General features: G+C 65.7%; 22 protein-coding genes. 13 read left to right on the forward strand and 9 right to left on the reverse strand.

What is annotated here, in order from left to right:
* The first annotated feature begins 116 nt into the window (after window positions 1–116).
* Genes ACQR2C_RS22590 through ACQR2C_RS22605 form a run of 4 tightly spaced genes read left to right on the forward strand, consistent with a single transcriptional unit; the run spans window position 117 to window position 4021 of the window.
* On the forward strand, window positions 117–2003 hold the full coding sequence (locus ACQR2C_RS22590; RefSeq protein ID WP_434882154.1) for an ABC transporter permease: 1887 nt from the start codon (window positions 117–119) through the stop codon (window positions 2001–2003).
* Entirely contained in the window at window positions 2000–2791 is a 792-nt protein-coding gene (locus ACQR2C_RS22595) for an ABC transporter ATP-binding protein (RefSeq protein WP_434882155.1), read from the forward strand. Before ACQR2C_RS22590 ends, ACQR2C_RS22595 begins: the two co-directional genes overlap by 4 nt.
* A complete protein-coding gene (locus tag ACQR2C_RS22600; protein WP_434882156.1) occupies window positions 2788–3492 on the forward strand; it encodes an ABC transporter ATP-binding protein in 705 nt (234 codons plus the stop codon). The genes ACQR2C_RS22595 and ACQR2C_RS22600 overlap by 4 nt, the downstream gene beginning before the upstream one ends.
* 13 nt (window positions 3493–3505) lie before the next feature.
* Window positions 3506–4021: a MarR family winged helix-turn-helix transcriptional regulator gene (locus ACQR2C_RS22605; protein WP_316178332.1), complete on the forward strand. Its 516-nt coding sequence runs from the start codon at window positions 3506–3508 to the stop codon at window positions 4019–4021.
* A 356-nt stretch (window positions 4022–4377) separates the two neighbouring features.
* Here ACQR2C_RS22605 and ACQR2C_RS22610 read toward each other — a convergent pair whose 3' ends face one another.
* A complete protein-coding gene (locus tag ACQR2C_RS22610; RefSeq protein ID WP_315802289.1) occupies window positions 4378–5574 on the reverse strand; it encodes an amidohydrolase family protein in 1197 nt (398 codons plus the stop codon).
* Between the two features lie 330 nt (window positions 5575–5904).
* On the opposite strand from ACQR2C_RS22610, the gene ACQR2C_RS22615 reads away from it, so the two are divergent.
* From ACQR2C_RS22615 to ACQR2C_RS22625, 3 genes are all read left to right on the forward strand, one after another.
* A complete protein-coding gene (locus ACQR2C_RS22615) occupies window positions 5905–6786 on the forward strand; it encodes an aldose 1-epimerase family protein (RefSeq protein ID WP_315802290.1) in 882 nt (293 codons plus the stop codon).
* Window positions 6787–7102: 316 nt separating this feature from the next.
* Window positions 7103–7522, forward strand: coding sequence for a hypothetical protein (locus tag ACQR2C_RS22620; RefSeq protein ID WP_316178335.1), 420 nt, complete (start codon window positions 7103–7105; stop codon window positions 7520–7522).
* Between the two features lie 192 nt (window positions 7523–7714).
* Complete coding sequence (locus ACQR2C_RS22625) at window positions 7715–8536, forward strand: aldo/keto reductase (RefSeq protein WP_434882157.1); 822 nt, start codon at window positions 7715–7717, stop codon at window positions 8534–8536.
* Between the two features lie 91 nt (window positions 8537–8627).
* Here ACQR2C_RS22625 and ACQR2C_RS22630 read toward each other — a convergent pair whose 3' ends face one another.
* Window positions 8628–8855 carry a hypothetical protein gene (locus ACQR2C_RS22630; protein ID WP_315802292.1) on the reverse strand — a complete coding sequence of 76 codons (228 nt, stop codon included), beginning with the start codon at window positions 8853–8855 and terminating at the stop codon, window positions 8628–8630.
* 144 nt (window positions 8856–8999) lie between these two features.
* Window positions 9000–9446 (reverse strand): hypothetical protein, encoded by a 447-nt coding sequence (locus tag ACQR2C_RS22635; RefSeq protein WP_315802293.1) that lies wholly within the window; start codon window positions 9444–9446, stop codon window positions 9000–9002.
* A gap of 175 nt (window positions 9447–9621) precedes the next feature.
* On the opposite strand from ACQR2C_RS22635, the gene ACQR2C_RS22640 reads away from it, so the two are divergent.
* On the forward strand, window positions 9622–10902 hold the full coding sequence (locus ACQR2C_RS22640; RefSeq protein WP_434882158.1) for an amidohydrolase family protein: 1281 nt from the start codon (window positions 9622–9624) through the stop codon (window positions 10900–10902).
* Window positions 10903–10914: 12 nt separating this feature from the next.
* Here the strand turns inward: ACQR2C_RS22640 and ACQR2C_RS22645 are convergent, their stop codons facing one another.
* Complete coding sequence (locus ACQR2C_RS22645) at window positions 10915–12153, reverse strand: PLP-dependent aminotransferase family protein (RefSeq protein WP_316218397.1); 1239 nt, start codon at window positions 12151–12153, stop codon at window positions 10915–10917.
* Between the two features lie 175 nt (window positions 12154–12328).
* On the opposite strand from ACQR2C_RS22645, the gene ribB reads away from it, so the two are divergent.
* The 3 genes from ribB (at window position 12329) to ACQR2C_RS22660 (ending at window position 15790) form a co-directional block, all read left to right on the forward strand.
* Complete coding sequence (gene ribB, locus ACQR2C_RS22650) at window positions 12329–13405, forward strand: 3,4-dihydroxy-2-butanone-4-phosphate synthase (RefSeq protein WP_315802296.1); 1077 nt, start codon at window positions 12329–12331, stop codon at window positions 13403–13405.
* Window positions 13406–13469: 64 nt separating this feature from the next.
* A complete protein-coding gene (locus ACQR2C_RS22655) occupies window positions 13470–14684 on the forward strand; it encodes an acyl-CoA dehydrogenase (RefSeq protein WP_315802297.1) in 1215 nt (404 codons plus the stop codon).
* 191 nt (window positions 14685–14875) lie between these two features.
* A complete protein-coding gene (locus ACQR2C_RS22660) occupies window positions 14876–15790 on the forward strand; it encodes an MBL fold metallo-hydrolase (RefSeq protein WP_315802298.1) in 915 nt (304 codons plus the stop codon).
* Between the two features lie 86 nt (window positions 15791–15876).
* On the opposite strand, the gene ACQR2C_RS22665 is transcribed toward ACQR2C_RS22660, so the two are convergent.
* From ACQR2C_RS22665 to ACQR2C_RS22680, 4 genes are all read right to left on the reverse strand, one after another.
* A complete protein-coding gene (locus tag ACQR2C_RS22665; RefSeq protein ID WP_315802299.1) occupies window positions 15877–16737 on the reverse strand; it encodes a DUF1499 domain-containing protein in 861 nt (286 codons plus the stop codon).
* 133 nt (window positions 16738–16870) lie between these two features.
* Window positions 16871–18094, reverse strand: coding sequence for an MFS transporter (locus tag ACQR2C_RS22670; protein WP_410051463.1), 1224 nt, complete (start codon window positions 18092–18094; stop codon window positions 16871–16873).
* 118 nt (window positions 18095–18212) lie between these two features.
* Window positions 18213–19418: an ABC transporter substrate-binding protein gene (locus tag ACQR2C_RS22675; protein ID WP_316218401.1), complete on the reverse strand. Its 1206-nt coding sequence runs from the start codon at window positions 19416–19418 to the stop codon at window positions 18213–18215.
* 167 nt (window positions 19419–19585) lie between these two features.
* A complete protein-coding gene (locus tag ACQR2C_RS22680; protein ID WP_315752068.1) occupies window positions 19586–21214 on the reverse strand; it encodes a fatty-acid--CoA ligase in 1629 nt (542 codons plus the stop codon).
* Here ACQR2C_RS22680 and ACQR2C_RS22685 point away from each other — a divergent pair.
* Window positions 21161–22630, forward strand: coding sequence for an extensin family protein (locus ACQR2C_RS22685; protein WP_434882159.1), 1470 nt, complete (start codon window positions 21161–21163; stop codon window positions 22628–22630). The two genes, ACQR2C_RS22680 and ACQR2C_RS22685, sit on opposite strands and share 54 nt — an antisense overlap.
* A 94-nt stretch (window positions 22631–22724) precedes the next feature.
* On the opposite strand, the gene ACQR2C_RS22690 is transcribed toward ACQR2C_RS22685, so the two are convergent.
* A complete protein-coding gene (locus ACQR2C_RS22690) occupies window positions 22725–23405 on the reverse strand; it encodes a L,D-transpeptidase (RefSeq protein WP_315802304.1) in 681 nt (226 codons plus the stop codon).
* A 344-nt stretch (window positions 23406–23749) separates the two neighbouring features.
* Here ACQR2C_RS22690 and ACQR2C_RS22695 point away from each other — a divergent pair, with 344 nt between their 5' ends.
* A complete protein-coding gene (locus ACQR2C_RS22695) occupies window positions 23750–24727 on the forward strand; it encodes a magnesium transporter CorA family protein (RefSeq protein WP_315802305.1) in 978 nt (325 codons plus the stop codon).
* The last annotated feature ends 248 nt before the right edge of the window (window positions 24728–24975 follow it).

A 24975-nucleotide genomic window follows, 5' to 3' on the forward strand; every position in this document is an offset into this window, starting at 1 on the left:
TCTACAGGTTCAGGCCGAGATCCCTCACCCCACGCTTGCTCGCCGGCTCATTGACAGGGCACACGAGCTCGAACGCGGCTCATTCGATACAGACGATCTCCTGACGCGGACCGCCCATGGCCTTCTATTTCGTCCAGTTCCTGACCGGCCTTGCCAGCGCAGCCTCGCTGTTCCTGGTGGCGTCGGGACTGTCGATCATCTTCGGCGTGACCCGCATCGTCAATTTCGCCCATGGCGCGTTCTACATGCTCGGCGCCTATGTGGCGTTCTCGCTTACGGAGCGGCTGTCTGGCTCGCTCGGCTTCTGGGGCGGCATCGTCGTGGCGGCGCTCGCGGTCGCGGCCATCGGCGTCCTCGTCGAGATCGTGCTGCTGCGCCGGATCTATCACGCGCCGGAGCTGTTCCAGCTGCTCGCGACCTTCGGCCTGACCCTGATGGTCGAAGATCTCGTGGTGCTGATCTGGGGACCGGACGATCTGGTCGGCCGCCGTGCACCTGGCCTCAAGGGGGCGGTCGACTTCTTCGGTCAGAACATCCCGAGCTACGACCTGTTCCTGATCGCGCTCGGTCCGATCGTGCTCGGGGTGCTGTGGCTGCTGTTCCAGCGCACCCGCTGGGGCGTCCTGGCGCGCGCGGCGACGCAGGACCGCGACATGGTCGCGGCGCTCGGCGTCAATCAGAAATGGCTGTTCACCTCGGTGTTCGCGGTCGGCGTCTTCCTCGCCGCGCTCGGCGGCGCGCTGCAGATCCCGCGCGACGCGGTCCATCACGCGATGGACCTGCGCATCATCGTCGAGGTTTTCGTGGTCGTCGTGATCGGCGGCCTCGGCAGCATCCTCGGCGCGTTCGTTGCCGCCGTGCTGGTGTCGGAGCTCAATGCCTTCGGCATTCTCATCTTCCCCACGATCTCGCTGATCCTCGTGTTCCTGGTGATGGCCGTCGTGTTGGTCGTGCGGCCCTGGGGCCTGTTCGGCAAGAAGGAGGCGCCGGCGCGCCGCACGCCGGGCCTGACCGTCATTCCGTGGCGCCCGCTGAGCTCGGTCGAGCGGCTGGCCTCTCTCGTCGCGCTGGCGCTGGCGGCGATGCTGCCCTTCATCGCCGGCAACTACGCGCTGACCGTCGGCGCCGAGATCGCGATCTTCGTGATCTTCGCGGCGTCCCTGCATTTCCTGATGGCGGTCGGCGGCCTCACCTCCTTCGGCCACGCTGCCTATTTCGGTTTGGGCGCTTACGGCGTCGCCTTCCTTGCCAAGATGGCGGGACTGCCGATGATCGCCTGCCTCTTGCTGGGGCCGCTGCTCGGCGCGCTCGGTGCGGCCGTGTTCGGCGCCTTCGCCGTCCAGCTTTCCGGCGTGTATTTCGCGATGCTCACCTTGGCCTTTGCGCAAATCGTGTGGTCGATCGCGTTCCAATGGGTCGCGGTCACCGGTGGTGATAACGGCATTCTCGGGCTCTGGCCGGAGAAATGGGCGGCGTCGCCGTCGCATTTCTACTGGCTCGCGCTTGGCGTCTCCGCCTTCGTTGTCGGCGTGCTGCGCCTGATCACCTTCTCGCCGTTCGGCTATGCCCTGCGCGGCATGCGGGACTCGCCGTTGCGCAGCGAGTCCATCGGCATCAACGGCAAGCGCATCCAGTGGACGGCCTTCATCATCGCCGGCACCACGGCCGGCATCGGCGGCGCCCTGTTCGCCTATCTCAAGGGCAGCGTGTTTCCGGACAACATGGGCATCTCGCTCTCGGTCGATGCGCTGGTCATGGTGCTGCTGGGCGGCGTGGAGACGGTGCCCGGCGCAATCTTCGGCGCCATCGTCTACAAGGCGCTCAACATCTGGCTGGTCAGCCAGACCGACTGGTCGAAGCTCGTGCTCGGCATCTTCATCGTGCTGATCGTGGTGGTGTTCCCGAAAGGTATCGTGGGTGTGGTCGAAACCGTCATGCATCGGCGTCGCGCACTGGCCCCCAAGGGCGCTTCGCTGTCGGCCAAGATGGAGGGCGCGCAATGAGCCCCAGCGTGTCGCTGCTCTCGGTCGAAGGCCTGTCGAAATCCTATGGCGGCATTCACGCGGTCCGCAACGTGTCGTTCACGCTGCGGGCCGGCGAGATCCTGGCGCTGATCGGCCCGAACGGCGCGGGGAAAAGCACCTGCTTCGACATGCTCAACGGCCAGAACGTGCCGGACAGCGGCCGCATCACGGTGATGGGGCAGGAGACCACGGGGCGCAGGCCGCGCGAGGTCTGGCGGCTCGGGGTCGGCCGCACCTTCCAGATCACCGCGACCTATCCGACCATGACCGTGCGCGAGAACATCCAGGTCGCCCTGGTCTCGCATCATCACCGTCTGTTCGATTTCTGGAGCCCGATGATTTCAATCGAGCGCGGCGAGGCCGATCGCCTGCTCGATCTCGTCGGCATGGCCGGCTATGCCGAGCGTCCGTGCGGCGAGCTCGCCTATGGCGACCTCAAGCGGCTGGAGCTCGCGATAGCGCTCGCCAACCAACCGAAGCTCCTGCTGATGGATGAGCCGACCGCCGGCATGGCGCCGCGCGAGCGTGTCGAACTGATGCGGCTGACGGCTGGAATCGCGCGCGAGCAGTCGATCGGCGTCCTTTTCACGGAGCACGACATGGACGTGGTGTTCGAGCATGCGGATCGCATTCTCGTGCTCAATCGCGGCAGCCTGATCGCCGAGGGATCGCCGGCCGAGGTGCGCGCCAACCGGGAGGTGCAGGCGATCTATCTCGGCGAGGGTCTGCTCTATGATGCCGACCATCGCGAGGGAGCGCCGGCATGAAGCTGTCCGTCGCCAATCTCAACAGCCACTACGGTCCGGCGCATATCCTGTTCGACATCGGCCTCGAGGTCGGCGAGGGCGAGGTGGTGGCGCTGCTCGGGCGCAACGGCGCCGGCAAATCGACGACCTTCCGCTCGATCGTCGGCCTGGTCGAGCTGCGCGAGGGCCAGATCGTGTTCGAGGGCAAGGACATCTCGTCCGCGCCGACCCATGAGATCGTCCGCGCCGGCCTCGGCTATGTTCCGGAAGAGCGCCGCATCTTCACCGAGCTGACGGTGGAGGAAAACCTCGAGGTCGGTCGGCAGAAGCCGCGGCCCAATGCGCCGCAATGGACGCGCGAGAAACTCTATCAGCTGTTTCCCAATCTCGGCGAGATGAAGAACCGCCCGGGCGGCCGCATGAGCGGCGGCGAGCAGCAGATGCTCACCATCGCGCGCACCCTGATGGGCAATCCGTCGCTGGTGCTGCTCGACGAACCCTCGGAGGGGTTGTCGCCGAAGATCGTCGAGCAGATGGTCGATGCGATCCTGACCATGAAGAAGGAAGGCGTCTCGCTGGTCGTCTCCGAGCAGAACCTGCATTTCGCCAAGCTGATCTCGGACCGAGCCTACATCATCGAGCGCGGCCGCATCTGCTTCTCCGGCACCATGACTGAGCTCGACGCGCGGCCCGACATCCGCGACGCGCATCTGTCGATCTGAGGCGAGGGAAGATATGGCCAAGAGTCCCCCGCCGAAGCGATCGGCGAAAGCCACGACGAAGACTGCGCCGAGGCCGCAGGCAAAGCCCGCTGCGAAGGCCACGGCCAAGGCGGCGAAATCAAACTACGTGCTCGACGATCAGATCGGCTTCATCCTGCGCCAGGTCTGGCAGCGCCACACCATGATCTTCGCCCGCGACATCGGCAGCAACCTGACGCCGACGCAATGGGCGGCCATGTCGAAGCTGGTCGAGACCGGACCGTGCTCGCAGAACCAGCTGGGACGGTTCACGGCGATGGACGTCGCGACGATCAAGGGCGTGATCGACCGGCTGACCGCACGCGGTCTCACCGAGACCAGCTCGGATCCGCAGGATGGCCGCCGGCTACTGGTGAGCCTGACCCGCGCGGGTCAGCAGCTCGCGGAGAAGACCGCGCCGCTGGCGCTCGCGATCTCCAAGGAGACCTTGGCGCCGCTGGATGCGAGAGAGCGCGAGAGCTTGCTGTCGCTGCTGAGCCGGCTGAAATAGCTGTTGCAAACCGCCCGCGTAGGGTGGGCAAAGCGAAGCGTGCCCACCATTCTCACCGAGAGCGCATCTGCACATGATGGGCACGCGCCGCCTGGCGGCGTCGCTTTGCCCACCCTACTTGTTTGCTCAGTCGCTATGAGCGCAGCCCGATACAGCACCCTCTCCCCTTGTGGGAGAGGGCATCTCCGGTCCATCCACATTCGCGATTGGATGAGGGGTATCTCTCGGCGAGCGAGACTCGCGGAGAGATACCCCTCACCCGACCGAGATTTCTGCTCCGTCCTGCATGCCCTCTCCCGCAAGGGGAGAGGGCGCATTCACGAACACTGCGCTCGCAATGACGAAGCTTGTGGCAACTACTTCGCCACGATCTCCGGAATTTTCGTCGCCGGCGGCGTGTTGCGGCTGCGCTGGGTGCGGACGATGCCGTCGATGATGGTCATGCCGATGCCCGGGAGATCGCCGAGCTGGACGCTGTCGAGCAGGGTCTTGGCCGGCGAGTGCTGCGCCTTGTCCATGATGACGAAGTCGGCGGAGCGGCCGACCTCGATCAGGCCGCAATCGAGCTCGCGCATCCGCGCGGTGTTGCCGGTGGCGAAGCAGAACGCGATCTCGGCCGGGACATCGCCGAGCGAGGACAAGAGCGAGACCATGCGCAGGATCCCGAGCGGCTGCACGCCGGAGCCGGCCGGCGCGTCGGTGCCGAGGATGACGCGGTGGAGATCGTTCATCTCGCGCGCGGTGCGCAAGGTGAACAGCGCCGAGCGCTCGTTGCCGTTGTGCACCAGCTCGAGCCCCGCCTTGCAGCCCTCGCAGATGCAGCGGATCTGATCGTCGGGCAGCGCGGTGTGGCCGCCATTGATGTGTCCGATGACGTCGGTGCCGGCCTCCAGCACGACGTCCTTGTCGATCAGACCGGAGCCGGGGATCGACGGACCGCCGGTGTGAATGGTGCTCTGGATGCCGTATTTGCGCGCCCAGCCGACCATCTTGCGCGCGGTCGGGCCGTCCTTGACGCCGCCGAGGCCGACCTCGCCGAGCAGCTTGACGCCGGCGGCGGCGAGCTCCTTGAAGTCGTCCTCGACCATCTCGCATTCGATCACCGGCGCGCCGGCATGCACCTTCACGCCGCCGGGACGGAGCGTCCAGAATGCGCGCTGCGCGAAGATCGCCATCGCCTTCAGGCCGACGACGTCGCGCGGCCGGCCGGGCATGTGCACCTCGCCGGCGGAGATCATCGTGGTGACGCCACCATGCAGATAGGAATCGATCCAGTTGCTCTGGTTCTGCCGCGGCGTCCAGTCGCCGGCGACCGGATGAACATGGCTGTCGATCAGGCCCGGCGCCACCGTCGTGCCATGGGCATCGACGATGGTCGTCGCGCCTTCGGTGTCGACGTCCTTGAAGCGGCCGATTCCCGTGATCTTGCCGTTCTCGGCGACGATCGTGTCGGCATCCAGGATGGGCCGTTCCAGGGCACCGGACAGCATGAGGCCGATGTTGCGGATGACCAGCTTGCTGGGACCGGTTGCTTGCGGCGCGTCATGGGCCATCGGGATATCCTTCTCTCCTGGCAAAGCATTTGCGGCAGTTTGCGCCTGCACGCGGCGCAGCATCAAGCCGGTTTCGGTCATTCGTACACGAATGATCAGGTCCGGCAAGCGGCGGCCTGCACGAAGATTTGGCGCGGGTTGCCTACCCTTCGGACACCGCGCGGGCCCTATGAACGCGGCGATATCCTCGGCTTCGGCCGCGTGTTCGACATCCCCGTCCCCTGTACTTGTGGCGGTGGTCTCTGCGCTGGTGATGAACCGCACCCTGGACGTTGCTGCCGCGATCCGGCATCACCTCGTGTGATCTCTTTGCGACGAGGGTGACGGCAGATGAGCGACGACCTTCACACGATCGGCGCGGGCGGCATCACCGCCTCGGTCAAGGCTGATGGCGCCGAGCTGTGCTCGCTGAAGACGGCCGGGGGCCTGGAGTTGCTCTGGCAGGCCGGAGGCGCCTGGCCGCGCCATGCGCCATGGCTGTTTCCAATCGTCGGCCGACTCAAGAATGACCAGCTCCACCACCGCGGCCAGACCTATCCGATGACCCAGCACGGCTTCGCCCGCGACCTGCGTTTCACCTGGCTGGAGCGCGGGGCCGAGTCGTGCGTGTTGCAACTGACCGACGACGAGACGACGCGGGTGCGCTATCCGTTCGCCTTCCGTCTCACGGTGAGCTACCGGATCGCCGTTGACGCGCTGGACGTGGCGGTCGAGATCGCCAACCCCGGTGCGGAGATGCTGCCCGCCTCGTTCGGCGGCCATCCCGCCTTCAACTGGCCGCTGCTCCCCGGCCAGCCGAAGGAGAGCTATCGGCTGATTTTTGCAGAGCCTGAGCTGGCGCCGATCCGCCGTCTGACCGGCGGTTTGCTGCGCGAGCGGCCGGAGCCCTCACCGATCGAGGGGCGCGTTCTCCCGTTGAGCGAACGCCTGTTCGACGATGATGCCGTGATCCTCGATCAGCCGGCCAGCCGTTCGGTTCGCCTCGTCGGAACCAGGGGACCGGCGCTTGAGTTAGCCTGGGATAATTTTCGTCAGCTTGGAATCTGGTCGAAGCCCGGCGGCGTGCCGTTCCTGTGCATCGAGCCGTGGCGCGGTTTCGCTAGTCCGCTCAATTTCGACGGCGAGTTCGCGGCCAAGCCCGGCGTCATGCATATCGCGCCGGGCGTCGCCGAGAGGCTACGCTGCCGCATCAGAATCGATTCCTCGAATTAGTATGACTTATCTCGCGAGCGCCCGTTTGCGTGCACAGCGGTAACCGTGATCAGCAGTTTTGGGCCTGGAAATGACGGCGCCGTGACCTACATGAGAGACGAGCGCGGAACTTTGGCTATGATGCGTCGAACGACCGGCGGTTGGCGGGCGCTTTCACCGAACTGATAACGGTCGATCATCGAACATGATGCGTGGCGCGAACTCAGGCGCTCGCAGCCGGTTCTTGCAGCCGTGCGCCTTGCCGTCAGCGGGCGCGCGGAGATCTCATGGCAGGGGCGCGCGTAAGTGGCGTTACGCGGGGGAACGGGAGGATGGGATGGTGTTGAGAGCTGTTGTCGGCGCGATTACATGCGCCGTGTTGCTCGCAGCGACCGATGCTGTGGCAGGGGCCTATCAGCCGGGTGACTTCCTCAAGCTCGATTTGTCGAAGGCCGTGTTGTCGCCGGAGCCGCTCGGCCCCGAGGCGCATTTCGAACCCGTGCCCATCGAAGCCAAAACAGATCGACCTGCGGTCGCCGTCCGTTCTGCTGTTGACCCCGACGTCAGTTCCGGAATCCCGCGCGCCGTCGCCACCCGGCGGCCTCATGGTACGAGGACGGCCGAGCGGCCCCGCGGCGCCGCCCGCACCAAGCTCGTCCATCGGCGCGGCAATCCGCTCGACGCGCAGGCGATGGATACGCGCATTCAGACCTGGCCGTGCCGGCCTGGCAGCGGCGGCATCTGCAACTGGCGCTGATCGGCGGGTCTACCCACGCGCCTGTTGCGTCCAGGAACCTCGCTCCCGACATCTTGATCGAGGTGGATGCCGGCTTGCTTGAACTCGCAAGCGGAGCGAAGGCAAGCTGAGCACTTCCCGCCAAGGTCTTGATGTTTCGAGGCTGCCGCCGGCGCTCGCTGGCGAGCGGCTCGCGCGATTCCAGGAGATTTCATGAACGCCATCGACACCCAGGGTATCCGCCTGCCCAAGCTCGGGCTCGGCACCTTTCGCATGCAGGGCACCGTCTGCCGCGAGGCCGTCGAGAGCGCGCTTGCGCTCGGGTACCGCCACATCGACACCGCCGAGATGTACGCCAACGAGGACGCGATCGGTGCTGCACTTGCGGCGACCAATCTGCCGCGCGCCGAATTGCATGTCACCACCAAGGTCTGGCCGGAGAACCTCGCGCCGGATGCGATCCGCCGTGCCTTCGACACGAGCCTCAAGAAGCTCCGGCTGGAGTTCGTCGATCTCTATCTCATCCACTGGCCGGCCAAGGGGATGAACCTGCCCGCCGCCCTGGAGACGCTGCTGAAGCTGAAGGAGGAGGGGCGCACGCGCGCGATCGGCGTCGCCAACTTCACCGTCGCGCTGCTGAAGCAGGCGGTCGAGGAGATCCAGGCACCTGTCGCCTGCAATCAGGTCGAATATCATGTGATGCTCGACCAGTCGAAGCTGATGGCCTACATGGCGGGCCGCTCGATTCCCCTGGTGGCCTATTGCCCGCTGGCGCAGGGACGGGCCGCCGCCGACGAGACGCTTGGGGCCATCGGCAGGAAGCATGGCGCCAGCGCCGCCCAGGTCGCGCTGAAATGGCTGTTGGACCAGGATGGGGTGGCGGCGATTCCCAAGGCAGCGCGCCCGGAAAGTCAGCGTGCGAACTGGGATGCGATAAAGCTTCAACTCGACGATGAGGATCGCGCCACCATCGCGTCCCTCCCGAAGGACAAGCGCTTCGTCAATCCGGCCTTTGCGCCGGACTGGGACCGCTGACGACCACGCGAAGCCCTGCAAGAACGGGCGTCAGAACGAACGCCACAGAAAATGGCCCCTTGCGGGGCCATTGCTGTGTCGAAGTTGCAGATCAGTCGCGCCGGATGATCACGGTGCGATCGTGATGGCGGTGGAAGGGCCGGACATAACGGTGAGGCCGGTACTCACGATGCATGCGGTATTCGGCGCGGGACCGATCCCAGCCGTGGTGGTAGTGATGGCCGCCACGCTTGATGACCACGGTCTCGGCATTGGCGATCGACGGTGCCGCGAGCGCGACGACCGCCAGGGAAGCGAGCGCGAGAGCGATTTTCTTCATATTGTCCTCCAGAATGAAAGTGCGGGATCAACTTGAAGTGTGAAAGAACGTTCCGCAGGAACTTCCACGAAGTTGCTGAATGCACGTTCAGATTTGGTCTTCAAGCTCGCGGGCGAATCGCGGCGCCCCCTCGAGCCCGCCGCGTCAGTCGCATTTCCTGAGCGCTGGCGTCGGCTTGCCGTTGGCAACGAAGCGGCCGTCACGAATGGTGTAGCTGTCGTCCTCGCCGCGATTGAACACGGAGCGGATGTTGCCGTCGGCGGTCCGGGTGATCCCGTTCTCTCGCGTCTGGCGCGCTTTGGGCAGCACGATCGAGAGCACCAGCGTCTGGTCCGCCTCGACGCGTGCGCTCGCCACCTGGTTGACGTCGGACGGATCGTGGTCACGACGATAGATCAGGTGACGATCGTCAGTGACTTCGTAGGAGATGATGGCGCCGCGGCCCTTGACCGGCGGTGCGCTGCAGTCGGCGGCCCAGGTTCCGATCAGGCCCCAGGTCCGGGCGACCTCGACGGTGTCGTCGGCCCGGGCGGCAGACGCTGATGACGCGCAGAGGACGATTGCGATGAGAGGGCGGGAGATCGAAATCATGCGGTCTCGCGGGGATGACTGCCGTGACATCTTAATGCACTGCGTCAACGGCGCAACGACAGACCTGCGCCGAGATCGTTGGCACAAAGTCTCATTCTTTCCGGGCCGGCCTTGATGGCGAGGGGGACAAGGCGCATGCTCCCCGCAACTACAAACAAGCGTGGGGAGGCTGACCATGTCTGCGCTGTCGCGCCGCAAATTCCTGCTGTCGTCCGGAGCGGCCGCCATGGCCGCGCTATCGGGTCCCGCCGGCGCCGCGATGGGGCCGGCCGACAAGTTCGATCTGGTGATCAAGGGCGGCGACGTGATCGATCCCAGCCAGTCGCTCCGAGGCAGGCGCGACATCGGGATCCGCTGGGGCGTCGTCGAAGCGGTCGAGCCCGAGATACCGGCCGAGCGGGCGCTGCGGTCGATCGACGCCAACGGCCGGCTGGTGACGCCGGGCCTGATCGATCTCCACAGTCACGTCTACCCCTATGGTTCGGCGATCGGGATTCCCCCGGACGAACTGGTGCAATTCCAGGGCACCACGACGGTCGTCTCGGCCGGCGATGCCGGCGTGAACAATCTGGCGGCGCTGCGCCGCTTCATCGCCGCCCAGTCGCGGGCACGCATCTACGCCTTCGTCCACATCGCCAACAACGGCCTGTCGGCGTTCCCGGTGGCCGAGCTCTACAACATCGACAACGCGCAGGTCGACGCCTGCGCCATGGCGCTGGCGGAGAACCCGGACTTCCTGCTCGGGGTCAAGGTGCGGATGTCGGAGAACGTGATCTTCAAGCACGGGATCGAGCCGCTGAAGCGTGCCATCAAGGCCTGCGAGCTGTGCGGCTGGCCGGCGCGGATGATGGTGCATATCGGTGGCGTCGAGACCGGCGAGCTGATGTCACAGATCCTGGACCTGCTGCGCCCCGGCGACATCCTGACCCATGCCTATTCCGGCGCGCCGAATATGGGCGGCGCCTTCACCAACATCGTCCAGGACGGCAAGCTGCTGCCCGCGGCGCTCGCCGCCAAGCAGCGCGGCGTGCTGTTCGATGTCGGCCACGGCGGCGGCAGCTTCGATTTCACCGTGGCCGAAGTCGCAATCCCCGGCGGCTGCGGCCCGGACACCATCTCCTCCGACATCCATGTGTTCTCCGGCAACAGTCCGGGCATGCCGTTCCTGCCCAACGTGATGGCGAAATTCATCGCGATGGGATTTTCGTTGGAGCAGGTGGTGAGCATGGCCACCTCTGTGCCGGCCAAGATCATCAACCGTGCGCCGAAGATGGGCACGTTGCAGGTCGGCGCGCCGGCCGACGTTGCAATCATGGACCTGGTCGAGGGTCCCGTCAGCTTCGTCGATACCCGCGGCAACAAGCGCGACGGCAAGCTGCAGCTCAAGCCGGTGCAGACGGTGATCAATGGCGTGCCGTTCGGGCGGCCCTATCAGTCGCCCTTTTCGGTGCGGTGAGCGGCGCGCAAATCACTCGATCGCGCGCGTCCGCTCCACATTGGACGAGCGGAGCGGCACGCCGAACTCCTCCCGGCAGACATCGGCGAGCACTGCGATGCCCTCGCGGATCTCCTGATGCGAGGGGCTGGCGAAGCACAGCCGCAGGCGGCTCCGCGCATGCGCGGCGTCGGTGGACCATTCCGGTCCCGGATTGATCGAGACGCCGCGTTTGAGCGCTGCCTGTGACAGCTTCATCGCGTCAACCTGGTCCGGCAGCTTGACCCAGAGGAAGATCCCGCCCTTGGGTGGCGCGAACTCGGCGGAGGTGCCGAACTCCGCGTTGAGCGCCTCGATCAGGGTGTCCAGCTTGGCGCGCAGGCCCCGCACCAACTGCGGCACGTGGGTCGCGAAATGCGGCCTGCAATATTCCGCTAGCACCATCTGTTCCAGCGCGCCCGAGCCGGCATCGGTCTTGAGGGCCAGCAGCACCGACATGATCTCCCAGGGCGCGACCAGGAAGCCGACCCGCAGCGCGGGCGCGACCGATTTCGAGAACGAGCCGAGGTGGATCACGCCGCCATGATCGGACATGCCGTGGATCGCACGGGGCCGTTTGCCCTCCCAGATCAGGTCGGCGTAGCAGTCGTCCTCGAACAGCGGCACGCCATAGGCGCGCGACAGCCACAGCAGCTCGGCACGGCGGCTTTCCGGCATGATGGTGCCGGTCGGGTTCTGCACCGTCGGAATGGTATAGATGTATTTCGGCCGGATGCCGCGATCCTTCAGATCGGCCAGCACCGTCGCCAGCGCATCGGTTCGCATGCCGTCCTGGTCGAGCGGGATGCCGATGACCTTGACGCCCAGTCGTGCCAGCCGCGCCAGCGTGCCCTGGTAATTGTCCTGCTCGACCAGCACGGTGTCGCCGCGCGTCAGCAGCGCCTGGTTGACGAGGTCGAGGCCCTGCAGCGAGCCGGACAGGATCATGATGTCGTCGGCGCGCGCCGACATGCCCGCGTCCCGCGTCAGCTTGGCGGCAAGAAAGTCCCGCAGCGGCCGGTAGCCTTGAGGCCCGTGCGCGAGGCCGTAGGTGGCGAGCGCGCGTCCCTCGCGGGCGAGCACGGCGTCGGCAGCCGCGCGCAAGCCCTCCACGGGCACGGCGTCGGCGTCGTTGTTGCCACCGACGAAGCTGTATTTTGCGAGTCCCGTCCAGCGCGCGGCCGGCGCGGGCAGGCCGGGGCTGAGGAGGGGTGCAAAATCGAATGCGGCCATGAGGCGCGGCTCCCTTGTTCTCGATTTGAGGCGACTTTAAACAGATACCAGGGCGCTTGTCCTGGCAGGGCAGGTCCTTTTCCCGGGGAAGGCGACCTTCGCGCGGCGATTCCGCCGCTCTGGCGCGCGCCTGCGATCCCGGCTAAAGCAGCCCGGAAAAGCAGCGAGACTTGCAATGGCCGACTCGATCCAGGAAGTTCTGTACGCCTTCGCCAAGGGCGAGATGGTCGTCGTGACCGATGACGACGACCGCGAGGGCGAGGGCGATCTCATCGTCGCCGCCTCGCTCTGCACGCCCGACAAGATGGCGTTCATCATTCGCCATACCTCCGGCATCGTCTGCGCGCCGATCACGGCCGACGACGCGCGGCGGCTGCGGCTCGACCCGATGGTCGCGCACAACGATTCCAATCACACCACGGCGTTCACCGTCTCGATCGACTACAAGCCGGACGGTGGCACCGGAATCTCGGCCGAGGAGCGTGCCTCCTGCTGTCGCGCGCTCGCCAATCCCAATGCCGGCGCCAATGATTTTGCGCGGCCCGGCCATATCTTCCCGCTGATCGCGCGCGACGGCGGCGTGCTGCTGCGCTCGGGCCACACCGAGGCGGCGGTCGATCTCTGCAAGCTCTCGGGGCTGCCGCCGGTCGGCGTCATCTCCGAGTTGATGAACGATGACGGCACGGTCATGAAGGGCGAGCAGGTCGTTCGTTTCGCCGCGGCCCACAATCTCAAGCATGTCACCATCGCCGATCTCATCTCCTACCGGCAGGCGCGCGAGAAGCTGATCGAGCGGGTGTCGACGTTCACGACCGACAGCCCGATCGGGCCGCTGCAGGGCTTCGCCTACCGCTCGCCGTTCGATCCGATCACCCACGCCGCGTTCGTCTACAACGGCATCGGCGACGGCAAGAACGTGCTGACGCGGCTGCACAAGCCCAACATCGTGAAGGATCTGATCGCGGGCCCGCAGCGTATCCAGGCGGTGCTGCAGCACTTCAAGCAGGCCGGTCGCGGCGTGCTGATCTATCTGCGCGACGGCGCGGCCGGCGTTCCCGTCGAGCCGGTCGAAGAGCCGCATACCGCGGAGGCCGATCGCCATCGGCAGTGGCGCGAGGTCGGCGTCGGTGCGCAGATCCTGCGTGATCTCGGCGTGACCTCGATCCGGAACCTGACGTCGTCGGCGCATGACTACAAGGGCCTGTCGGGTTTCGGCATCGAGATCGTCGCCAACGAGCGGCTTGAAGGCTGAACTTCCAGGATTTAACCTCTAGACTGCTGCGACCCGTGCGCAGCGAGACGCGAAAGGACCATTCATGAGCGCGCGCCCTCAGGCAAAGGACAAGCCGGCCCAGTCGAGCTTCCAGTGGGACGATCCCTTCCTGCTGGACGAGCAGTTGACCGAGGACGAGCGCATGGTGCGTGACACCGCGCGCGCCTATGCCCAGGACAAGCTGCTGCCGCGCGTGACCAAGGCCTATCTCGACGAGAAGACCGATCGCGAGATATTCAACGAGATGGGCGAGCTCGGCCTGATCGGCATCACCTTGCCGGAGGAATATGGCTGCGCCAATGCGAGCTACGTCGCCTATGGCCTCGTGGCGCGCGAGATCGAGCGCGTCGATTCCGGCTATCGCTCGATGAACTCGGTGCAGTCCTCGCTGGTGATGTATCCGATCTACGCCTATGGCGACGAGAGCCAGCGCAAGAAGTACCTGCCGAAGCTCGCCAGCGGCGAATGGGTCGGCTGTTTCGGCCTCACCGAGCCGGATGCCGGCTCCGATCCGGCCGGCATGAAGACCCGCGCCGAGAAGGTCGCCGACGGCTACCGCCTGACCGGCAGCAAGATGTGGATCTCGAACGCGCCGATCGCCGACGTGTTCGTGGTGTGGGCGAAGTCGGCCGCGCATGACAACCAGATCCGTGGCTTCATCCTCGAGAAGGGCATGAAGGGGCTGTCGGCGCCGAAGATCGGCGGCAAGCTCTCGTTGCGTGCCTCGATCACCGGCGAGGTCGTGATGGACGGCGTGGTGGTGCCGGAGAGCGCGCTGCTGCCCAACGTGTCCGGCCTGAAAGGGCCGTTCGGCTGCCTCAATCGCGCCCGCTACGGCATCTCCTGGGGCGTGCTCGGCGCCGCCGAGGACTGCATGCATCGCGCCCGCCAGTATACGCTGGACCGCAAGCAGTTCGGTCGTCCGCTTGCCGCCACGCAACTGGTGCAGAAGAAGCTTGCGGACATGGAGACGGAGATCGCGCTTGGCTTGCAGGCAAGCTTGCGCGTCGGCCGGCTGATGGACGAGGGCAAGATGGCCCCGGAGATGATCTCGATCGTCAAGCGCAACAATTGCGGCAAGGCGCTCGACATCGCCCGCGTCGCGCGCGACATGCACGGCGGCAACGGCATTTCGATCGAGTATCAGGTGATGCGCCACGTCGCCAACCTCGAGACGGTCAATACCTACGAGGGCACGCACGACGTCCACGCGCTGATCCTCGGCCGCGCCATCACCGGCATCCAGGCGTTCTTCTAATTCGCCTGGTCGATCTTGGGGACGGGCCCTGAGTCCTCAACTGTCATCGTCCGCGCAAGCGGACGATCCAGTATGCCGAGACGAGAGTGATCAGCCGATATGCCAGGGCGTACCGGATGCCCCGCCTGCGCGGGGCATGACGCCGGAGGAAGCGGGCCATTCAAGCGCCCGCGCAGAGTTAAGGGCAGCAGATGGCCGAGGAAGACGTCCCATTCAACCGCAACTTCCCGCTTGCAGCTGGAGTCGTCGAGGAGGTGCGTCCGGGCATTCGCCGCGTCCTCTGCAACAATCCGAGCCCGTTCACCTTCACCGGTACCGTCAGCTACATCGTGGGCACCGGTAACGTCGCGATCATCGATCCGGGTCCGGACAACGAGGCCCATGCGCAGGCGCTGCTCGATGCCGTCAGAGGCGAGACCGTCACGCACATCCTGGTGACGCACACCCACCGCGATCACTCGCCGAACACCGGCCGGCTCAAGGCCGCGACCGGCGCCACCGTCTATGCCGAGGGCCCGCATCGCGCGTCGCGGCCGCGCTACGAGAGCGAGAAGCACAGCCCGGAATCCGGCGTCGATCGGGACTTCGCGCCCGATGTCACCGTTGCCGATGGTGACGTGATCGAGGGGCAGGGCTGGCAGCTCGAGGCGCTGGCGACACCCGGTCATACCGCCAACCATCTCGCCTTCGCCTGGGGCGCGCGTAGCACCACCTTCGTCGGCGATCACGTGATGGGCTGGGCCACCTCGATCGTGGCGCCGCCCGACGGTTCGATGGTCGACTACATGGCTTCGCTGGAGCGGCTCGCCGCGCGGCCCGAGGAGCTGTATTTCTCAGGCCACGGACCGGAAATTCCGGAGGGACCGCGCTACACGCGCTTCCTGATGCGCCATCGCCAGGCGCGCGAAGCCTCGATCCTGCATCGCCTCGCCAAGGGCGAGGCCGACATCCCGACCATGGTGCGCGCGATCTATATCGGCATCGATCCGCGGCTCACCACGGCGGCCGGCTATTCCGTGCTGGCGCATCTGGAAGACCTCGTCGCCCGCGGCGTGGTCGCGACGGAAGGCGATCCGGTGATCGGCGGGACGTATCGGCTGGTGTAGCGAATAGGCGAAGAGGGAGTAGGGAGGAGGCAAGGAAGCACGGTCGTGCTCGACGTTCTCCCTGTTCGGTAATCCCTATTCGCCTCTCACTTCTTCACCGTCTTCGCATTCCCCTTCGCTGCCATGGGCGGCGGCGTCACCTTCTTCACCGGCTTCTGCGCCTCGGCCTCGCCGGCGCTGGAGAGATCCTCGATCAGCTTGGTCACGCGCGCGGCGTTGCTGCCGATATCTGACTCGAAATAGCGCGAGGCGGAGCGGACGTCGACGCGGGAATCCTCGCCGTCGGGCTGGATCCGGATCGAGATGTCCTCGCGAAAGCCCATGATCGGCGTGCGTGCGACCGCCTCGATGCGGCCGACGCGGCGCGGCGGCTGCGGCGCGCGCTCGTCGACCACGAACCATTTGCGCCGGTTGACCAGCTTCAGCGCGATCGCATAGGCACGATCGGGCGGCAGCTCGATCTGCACCGGCTCGATGTCCGGATAGAATTTCTGCTGCTGCTCGGCTGAATACAGCCCGGCATACACGGCCGTGTTGGTGCCGTCGCCGTTGCGCAGCGGCGCCAAGGCCTCGAAGCGCGGCGGATCGATCGGGTCGGTGGTGATGTCGTAGATCTTCGGCAGCTTGCGGTACTGGAGCGCGAGGTAGGCCGGATAGGCCAGCACCACGGCATCGATCATGAAGGCGAGCAGGATCCGGCTCATGCCGCGGCTGCCGTTGCGCCAGATCGCGACGAAGGCCGCGAGCCCGAGCAGGATCGACAGGACGGCAAGCCCCAGCGCTCCGAAGAACGTCGCCAGCGCCGGCTTCATCTCCAGAAAATCGAAGCGCAGGATCAGGATCGAGACCAGCACGGCGACGACCGAGAACACCGCCAGATTGCGGGTCCAGGTCGCGAGGCTGGAGATGGGCTCCGACAGATAGGGGGCGTGAAACCTGCGTGCCATCGTGTCAGGAACTGCCGGGTTGGGCCGCTGCCTGCGTTGCGCCGGGCGGCCGGGTCATCCGTGTGAGACCACGCGGAGGGGCTAAATTCAAGAGGGGTCTGGCCCGGAGAGGGCGGTTGATCCGTTGACTGCGTCAGGCGCTTGGGATGGGGCGGGCGCGCAAGGCCGTCAGCATCAATAGGATGGTTGCGACGGAGAATGCCGCGCCGGTCGCGAACGTCGCCTGCGACCCATAGGCTTGCCACAGCCATCCCGCCAGCAGGCTCGCGACCAGCAGCGCAGCGCCGGTCACAAGGTTGAAAAGGCCGAACGCGGTGCCGCGCAGGTCCGGCGGGGCGGTATCGGCGACCATCGCCGACAACAGCCCCTGCGACAGCCCGAGGTAGAGGCCCCACAGCGCGACGCCGATCGCGGTGCCGATCAGGCCGGGCACGAAGGCCAGCGTCAGGTCGGCGGCTGTCAGCACCACGAGGCCGCAGGTCAGCACGTTGTTGCGGCCGATGCGGTCGGAGAGGATGCCGGCGGGCATGGCGACGCCGGCATAGATCAGGTTCATCAGCACGTAGACCAACGGGATGAGGGAGAGAGCGAGGCCGTCGGCCTGCGCCTTGAGCACCAGGAACGCCTCGCTGAAGCGGGCCAACGCGAACACCGCGCCGATGGCGACCACGATCCAGTAGGCTGATGGCAGCCGGCGCAGCTCGCGCGCATGGACCGGCCAGCCGGGGTGCGGCGCAGGCGCTGTCTCCACCGGCTCGCGCACGCCGAACAGGATCAGCAGCACGGCAAGCGTGGCCGGCAGCGCCGACCACCAGAACACCGCCCGGAAGTCGTTGGCATAGAGCGCCATCAGCGCCACTGCGAGGAGGGGACCGGCAAAGGCGCCGATCGTGTCGAGCGCCTGGCGCAGGCCGTAGCTCGCGCCGCGGATGCCTTCCGGCGTGACGTCGGCGATCAGTGCGTCGCGCGGCGCCTCGCGGATGCCCTTGCCGATGCGGTCGACGAAGCGCGCGGCGAGGATCTGCCAGGATGTGCCGGCGAGCGGAAACACCGGCTTGGTCAATGCCGCCAGCCCATAGCCGATTGCGACCAGCAGCTTGCGCTTGCCGATGCGGTCGGATAGTGCGCCGGAGAACACCTTGGTGATTGCGGCGGTAGCCTCGGACACGCCTTCGATCAGGCCAATGGTCACCGTGGAGGCGCCGACCACGGTGGCGAGGAAGACCGGCAGCAGCGCGTGGATCAGCTCCGAGGAGATGTCCATCAGCAGCGACACCAGCCCGAGCGTCAGCACCGTCGACGGTACGTCGCGCCATGTCGTGGAAGCCGGGACGCGCGCTCTTGAACCCATGCCCATCTTCTAGATGCGGCCGAGACTGCCATCTTGCGCCACGTCAAAGCCGCAGCGGCACAAACGCCACGGCCCCGCCGAAAGGGAGGGGCCGCGGCTTCCTTGGTCAGGCTGCGCCGGATGCTCAGTGCCCATGCACCAGCGGGCAGGCCGAGTCGGCGAGCTTGCCGAACGCCTCCTCGCCCGACATCGTCTGGATCAGCTTGTAGTAGTCCCAGGGGTACTTCGACTCCTCCGGCTTCTTGACCTGCATGATGTACATCTCGTGCTCCATCAGGCCGTCGGCGCGGATCTTGCCGTTCGACGTGAACATGTCGTCGATCTTCATCTTGCGCAGCTGGTCCATGACCTTGTCGGAGTCGGTGGTGCCGGCCGCCTTCACGGCATTGAGGTAGGTCGTCGTCGCCGAGTAGTAGGCGGCCTGGTTCATGGTCGGCTCGCGCTTGGTCTTTTCGAAGTAGCGCTTGGCGAAGGCGCGGGTCTTGTCGTTGAGGTCCCAATACCAGCCGGTGGTGAGATAGAGACCCTGCGCGGTCTTCAGGCCGAGACTGTGGATGTCGCTGACGAAGGCGAGCAGCGCCGCCGGCTTCATCGTCTTGGCGATGCCGAATTCATCCGCGGCCTTGATCGAGTTCGTGAAGTCGTTGCCGGCATTGGCGAGGCCCAGAACCTGCGCGCCCGAGCCTTGCGCCTGCAGCAGATAGCTGGAGAAATCCGAGGTCGAGAGCGGCACGCGGACCGCTCCGACCACCTTGCCGCCATTGGCCTCGACCACCTTGGACGCGGCCTCCTGCAACTGGGTGCCGAAGGCGTAGTCGGCGGTCAGGAAGAACCAGCTCTTGCCGCCCTGGCTGACCATGGTCTTGGCGGTGCCGTTGGCGAGCGAGGTCGTATCGTAGGCGTAGTGGACGGTGTAGGGCGTGCAGTCCTTGCCCGTCAGCGAGGCGCCGGCGGCACCGATCGCAATGAACGGTATTTTCTTCTCCTTGGCGGCGGTGGCCATCGCGAGGCTGACCCCCGTGTTGGAGCCGCCGAGGATCATGGTGACGCCGTCGCGATCGGCCCACTCGCGCAATTTCTGGGCGCCGACGTCCGGCTTGTTCTGATGATCGCTCTCCATGAACTCGATCTTGTTGCCGAGCACGCTGCCGCCGAAATCCTCGATCGCCATCTTTGCAGCCTCGACGCCGCCCGGCCCGATCACGTCGGCATAGAGCCCGGACATGTCGTCGATGTCGCCGATCACGACCTTGTTGCCGGCGGCGTGAGCGGCCGTGGCGACCAGTGATGCTCCCAGCAGCCAGGGCAGCAGGCGGATTGATTTTCGCATGGTGGCGTTCCCTCGTTTTTTTATGGTGCCGGACCTTAGGAACCCGCCCATGGGCTTCCTATTCGCCTTTGGTCGAGGCGAGGGCGATGGAACTTTTTGCGCGGAACGCAAACGGCCCCCGCGGGGGGCGCAGGGGCCGTGAGTCTCGCGCGGAACGGGAGTTGTTGCTAAGCTGCGGCGTTGGGGAAGCGGTAGCTCTTGAACTGGTCGCGCAGCGCGGTCTTCAGGATCTTGCCCGTTGCCGTGTGCGGAATGCCGTCGACGAAGGCGACGTCATCGGGCATCCACCATTTGGCGATCTTGCCCTCCATGTATTTCAGGATGTCCTCGCGCGTCGTCGTCTGGCCGGGCTTCAATTGCACGATCAGCAGCGGGCGCTCATCCCATTTCGGATGATAGACGCCGATGACGGCAGCCTCGGCGACCGCGGGATGGCCGACCGCGAGATTCTCCAGGTCGATCGAGGAGATCCATTCGCCGCCGGACTTGATGACGTCCTTGGAGCGGTCGGTGATGCGCATGTAGCCATGCTCGTCGACGGTTGCGACGTCGCCGGTGTCGAAGAAGCCTTCATCGTCGAGGATGTTGCTGTCGACCTTGTAGTAGGCCTTCGACACCGCGGGCCCGGACACCTTGAGCCGGCCGAAGGTCTTGCCGTCCCACGGCAACTCGGTGCCGGCATCGTCGGTGATCTTCATCTCGACGCCGAACGGCGGGAAGCCCTGGGTCTGCAGCACGTCGAGCTTGGCGTCGCCGTCGGCGGCGAGGAACGGCGGCTTCAGGGTAGCGAGCGTGCCGATCGGGCTCATCTCGGTCATGCCCCAGGCATGGCGCACGCCGATACCCATGTCGAGGAAGGCCTGGATCATCGAGCGCGGCATTGCCGAGCCGCCGCACACCACCATCTTCAGATGCGGCAGTTTGAGGTTATGCGCCTGCATGTGCTGCAGCAGCATCAGCCACACCGTCGGCACGCCGGCGGTGTAGGTCACCTTCTCGGTGTCGAGCAGCTCGTAGACGGACGCGCCGTCGAGCTTGGGGCCGGGCATCACCAGCTTGGTGCCCATCGACGGAGCGGAGAAGGCAATGCCCCAGCTGTTGGCATGGAACAGCGGAACCACCGGAAGCATTGTGTCTGCTGCGGACGTACCGAGTGAATCCCGGCTATTGGCCATCAACGCATGCAGCACGTTGGACCGATGCGAATACAGCACACCTTTCGGATCGCCCGTGGTGCCGGACGTGTAGCACATCGCGGCTGCGGTGTTCTCGTCGAAGGTCCCCCAGGCGAAATCGCCGTCGGCCTCGCCGATCCACGATTCGTAGGCGACGGCGTTCTTGAGCGTCGTCTGCGGCATGTGCGCGGCGTCGGTCAGCACGATGTAGCGCTCGACGCTCGGCAGCTTGTCGGCGAGCTTCTCGAGGATCGGCACGAACGTCAGATCGGTGATGACGATGCGGTCCTGGGCATGGTTGATGATCCAGCCGATCTGCTCGGGAAACAGGCGCGGATTGACCGTATGACAGATCGCGCCGATTCCCATGATGCCGTACCAGACCTCGAGATGACGGCCGGTATTCCAGGCGATAGTGGCGACGCGGTCGCCCAGCTTGATGCCGTCGCGCGTCAGCTTCTGCGAGACCTTGAGAGCGCGGTCGTGGATCTGCCGGTAGGTGGTGCGAACGATGGGGCCCTCGACCGAGCGGGTCACGACCTCCTGGGAGCCGTGGATTGTCGCCGCATGCTCGATGATCCGGTGACAAAGCAGGGGCCAGTCTTGCATCAAACCAAGCATCAGGTCGTTCCTCCGGTATTCGCTTGCAGCGAGGGTCTTTTGGTCTCTTTGGTCAATTTTAGCGCGCGCCGCACCCGACGCAAATGGGCTTGTGATGGCCACGACGTCGCGCCGGGCGTGATGGTTAGCGCTGTGGCCGTGGCGATCGCATTGAGCTGGCTCATGGCGGCGCCGGCGGCGGCCGCGAAATCGGCGCATCGCAGCCCGCCCACGGCCGCCGAGCCCGCAGCGAAGCTGGCCGACGGTGTTGCCAAGGTGCCGCTTCCGCAGCCGCGGCCTGCCGATGCGCCGGCGCGGGCAGCGGCCAAGGGGGAGGATGCCGCCCCGCGCGACGCGGCCAGCGCCGGTCCAAAGGTGGATGCCCAAGCTCCGCCGCCGCCTTCGGCCTGCAGGCTGGCCCTGACCGAAGAGGTCGCGATCGCGCCGTCGATTCCGCCGATCAAGGGGCCAGGCGGATGCGGCGGCGAGGACCTGGTTCGGCTGGAGGCGGTGGTGCTGCCTGACAAGCGCAGGGTGGCGCTGACGCCTGCGGCGACCATGCGTTGTCCGATGGCGACCGCGGTCGTCAACTGGGTGCGCAACGATGTGGCGCCGCTGGCCGAACGGCTCGGCAGCGCGGTCACTGCGCTCGACAATTTCGATTCCTATCAGTGCCGCGGCCGCAACAATGTCAGCGGCGCGCAGCTATCGGAGCACGGCCGTGCCAATGCGCTGGACGTCCACGGCTTCAAGCTGGCCGACGGCCGCATGATCGATCTCACCGACCGAAATCAGCCGCGCGATTTGCGCGAGTCCGTGCTGCACGCGGTCTGCACCCATTTCTCCACGGTGCTCGGCCCCGATTCGGATTGGTACCACGAGGACCACATTCATCTCGACCTGATCGAACGCCGCAACAACTACCGCATCTGCCAATGGGACGTGCTCGACCCGCTGCCGAAGGTCGCGCCCCTGATGCCCGCCGCCAGGCCCGACGACGCGCCGTCACGCGAGACCGCGCAGGCTGGCACCGAAAATGTCCGGAAGACCGCGAGCACCGACGCCGAACACAACAGCAGCGGTCGCGCCGGTACCGACGAGAAGGCCGAGCCGCCGGCCACCGCGCAGAGCCCTTCTGCTGACGACCGCTCCGGACGGGCCGATACGGAAGCGCAGCCTCCGGCCGCAAAGCCCGCCGGAACGGTCCGCAATCGGCAGACCGCGTCGAAGTCTGCGCCTGAACAGCAAAAGTCCGGACGCGTCGCCGCAGAGACGCGCGCGCCGACCGTAGCGTCCGACAAGGCACGGAATACAGCCGGGCGGGACCAGCGCGCCCTGAACAGCTCAAGTGGGGAACGGGCTTCGCCATCGAAGCCGGCTCCACGGAAGCGCCATCACGGCCGGCGTGGCTGGGATCCGTTCCGCGGATTGTTCTAGCCCCAAACAAAAAGGCGCCGGGTGACCAGCGCCTTGGAAAGGCTGCTAAACGCGCTTCTCGGCTTTTGAATATCGTACCGGCTTCAGCCGGGGCTCACTGCATCGCAGCGAAGGTGCCGCCGCCCTGCAGCGCCATCTGCGGCTTGTAGGGCGAATCACCCTTCTTCGGATCCAGCACCACGACGATGGTGCCGACCTTCACCCGGTTATAGAGGTCGATCGCATCTTCGTTCGTCAGGCGAATGCAGCCCGAGGAGATCGAGGCGCCGATATATTCCGGCTGGTTGGTGCCGTGGATGCGGAACAGCGTGTCCTTGCCGTTGGCATAGAGGTACATCGCGCGTGAGCCCATCGGATTGTCGGGACCCGGAGCGACGAAGGTCGGAACGCCCAGGCGCTCGATCTCGCCCTTGGTCGGATGCCAGGCCGGCCATTCGGTCATGGCGCCGACCTTCGCGATGCCCGACCACGCCATCGCCTCTTCGCCGACGGTGATGCCGTAGCGAATCGCCTTGCCGCCATCGAGGACGTAATAGAGGTAGTGGCTGTCGGAATCGACGACGATCGAGCCCGGGGCTTCCTTGCGGTGATACTCGACGATCGCGCGCCGATAGGGCTCGGCCACCGGCGTGTTGGTGTAGCGGATCTTCGCGAGAAGCTCCTTGTCCTTCGGCTTGAAGGCCTGCGTGTTGGTCGCCTCGTACGTCGTGGCCTGCATGCAGCCCGACAGCATCAGGCCGGCGGCCAGGAGTCCGAGTTTCACCTTCAGCGACATGTCACCAATTCCAATTGACAGCTGACGTTGCAATGGTACGGCCGCGCCACTGCAGCGCGATTCCACATGTCCCATTATCGTCAAAATCGTTCTCAATTCCAGCCGATACACGCACAGGTCACGCTGCAGCGCCGCGATTGTTGCTTTTTTGCCGCAAAAATGCGGGCAGTCATCCACAGCTGTGCTCCGAATGGCACGATCGTCTCTCCGCCGGGGCGTTACCCTTGAGACCATGGCCTTCGCGAGAAAGCCCATGGACCGGGCTCGCAAGCTGCGTCACAAGGCGGCAGCATCCCGCCGCTACGTCCCCGAAAATTCACGTTTCGCGATTCGGAGTTTTGTCCATGTTCTCGGTGTTCGTTCCGTCCGAAGCCGCGCTGAAGAAGCTGGCGATCACCGATCCCGCGGCTCTGCCCGACAATGCGGTCTGGGTCGACCTCGTGAACCCGAGCAGCGCCGAGGACCGGGCCGTGGAAAAGCTGGCCGGGATCGCGGTGCCGACCCGCGAGGACATGCAGGAGATCGAGATCTCGAGCCGTCTCTACATCGAGAACGGGGCCCGCTACATGACGGCCACGCTGATGTGTCACTCGGACTCCGATATGCCGAGGACCACGGCAGTCACCTTCATCCTGGCGGGCCACCGCCTGGTGACGGTGCGTTACGACCAGCCGCGCCCGTTCGCGGTGGTGGAGGCCAAGCTCGCCCGCAACTGTGCGCCCGGGATCACCGGCGAGATGGTGCTGATGGAGCTGCTCGACGCCGTGATCGACCGCTGCGCCGACATTCTCGAGAAGGTCGGGGCTGATATCGATCAGGTCAGCCACGAGATCTTCGAGCCGAACAATGAGCGTCACGGACACGCCAAGCAATATTCGCAGATTCTGATCGCGATCGGGCGCAAGGGCGACCTGACCTCGAAGGTGCGTGAGAGCCTGGTGTCGATCGGCCGCCTCGTCACCTTCCTGTCTGCGGTGGTCGAAGGCGTGAAGTGGTCGAAGGACATGCGCGAGCAGCTCAAGACCATGCAGCGCGACGTCGCCTCGCTGACCGACCACGCGTCCTACCTCGCGAGCAAGATCACCTTCGTGCTGGATGCGATGCTCGGCGTCGTCAACCTCGAGCAGAACAACATCATCAAGCTGTTCTCGGTGATGGCGGTGGTCCTGATGCCGCCGACCTTGATCGCATCGATCTACGGCATGAACTTCAAGATGATGCCGGAGCTCGAATGGGTGCACGGCTATCCGATGGCGTTGGTGCTGATGCTGATCTGTGCGATCGTGCCGTACTACATCTTCAAATTGAAGAAGTGGCTGTAGCGCAGCCGAGCTGGAATCGCCGGCCGCCCCAGGCCGCTCGCCCGCGCGAAGGCTGCGGCAAAGCGCCATCCGCAGCGCCTCATTCGTGCCCCGTTGTTAGCTGCGTGGGCGACATGTTCGTTGGTCGCGTGCCGCCGACTGATAGTCGCTATGCACTGCAAGTGTCACAAGCGGCAACGTGCAACGCATAACAGAAATACTTGTTAGGCCAGCCGCAACGCCGCTGCAAAGCCGCCCCAATTCCTCAG

The organism is Bradyrhizobium sp. HKCCYLRH3061 (assembly GCF_051168015.1).
GTDB lineage: Bacteria > Pseudomonadota > Alphaproteobacteria > Rhizobiales > Xanthobacteraceae > Bradyrhizobium.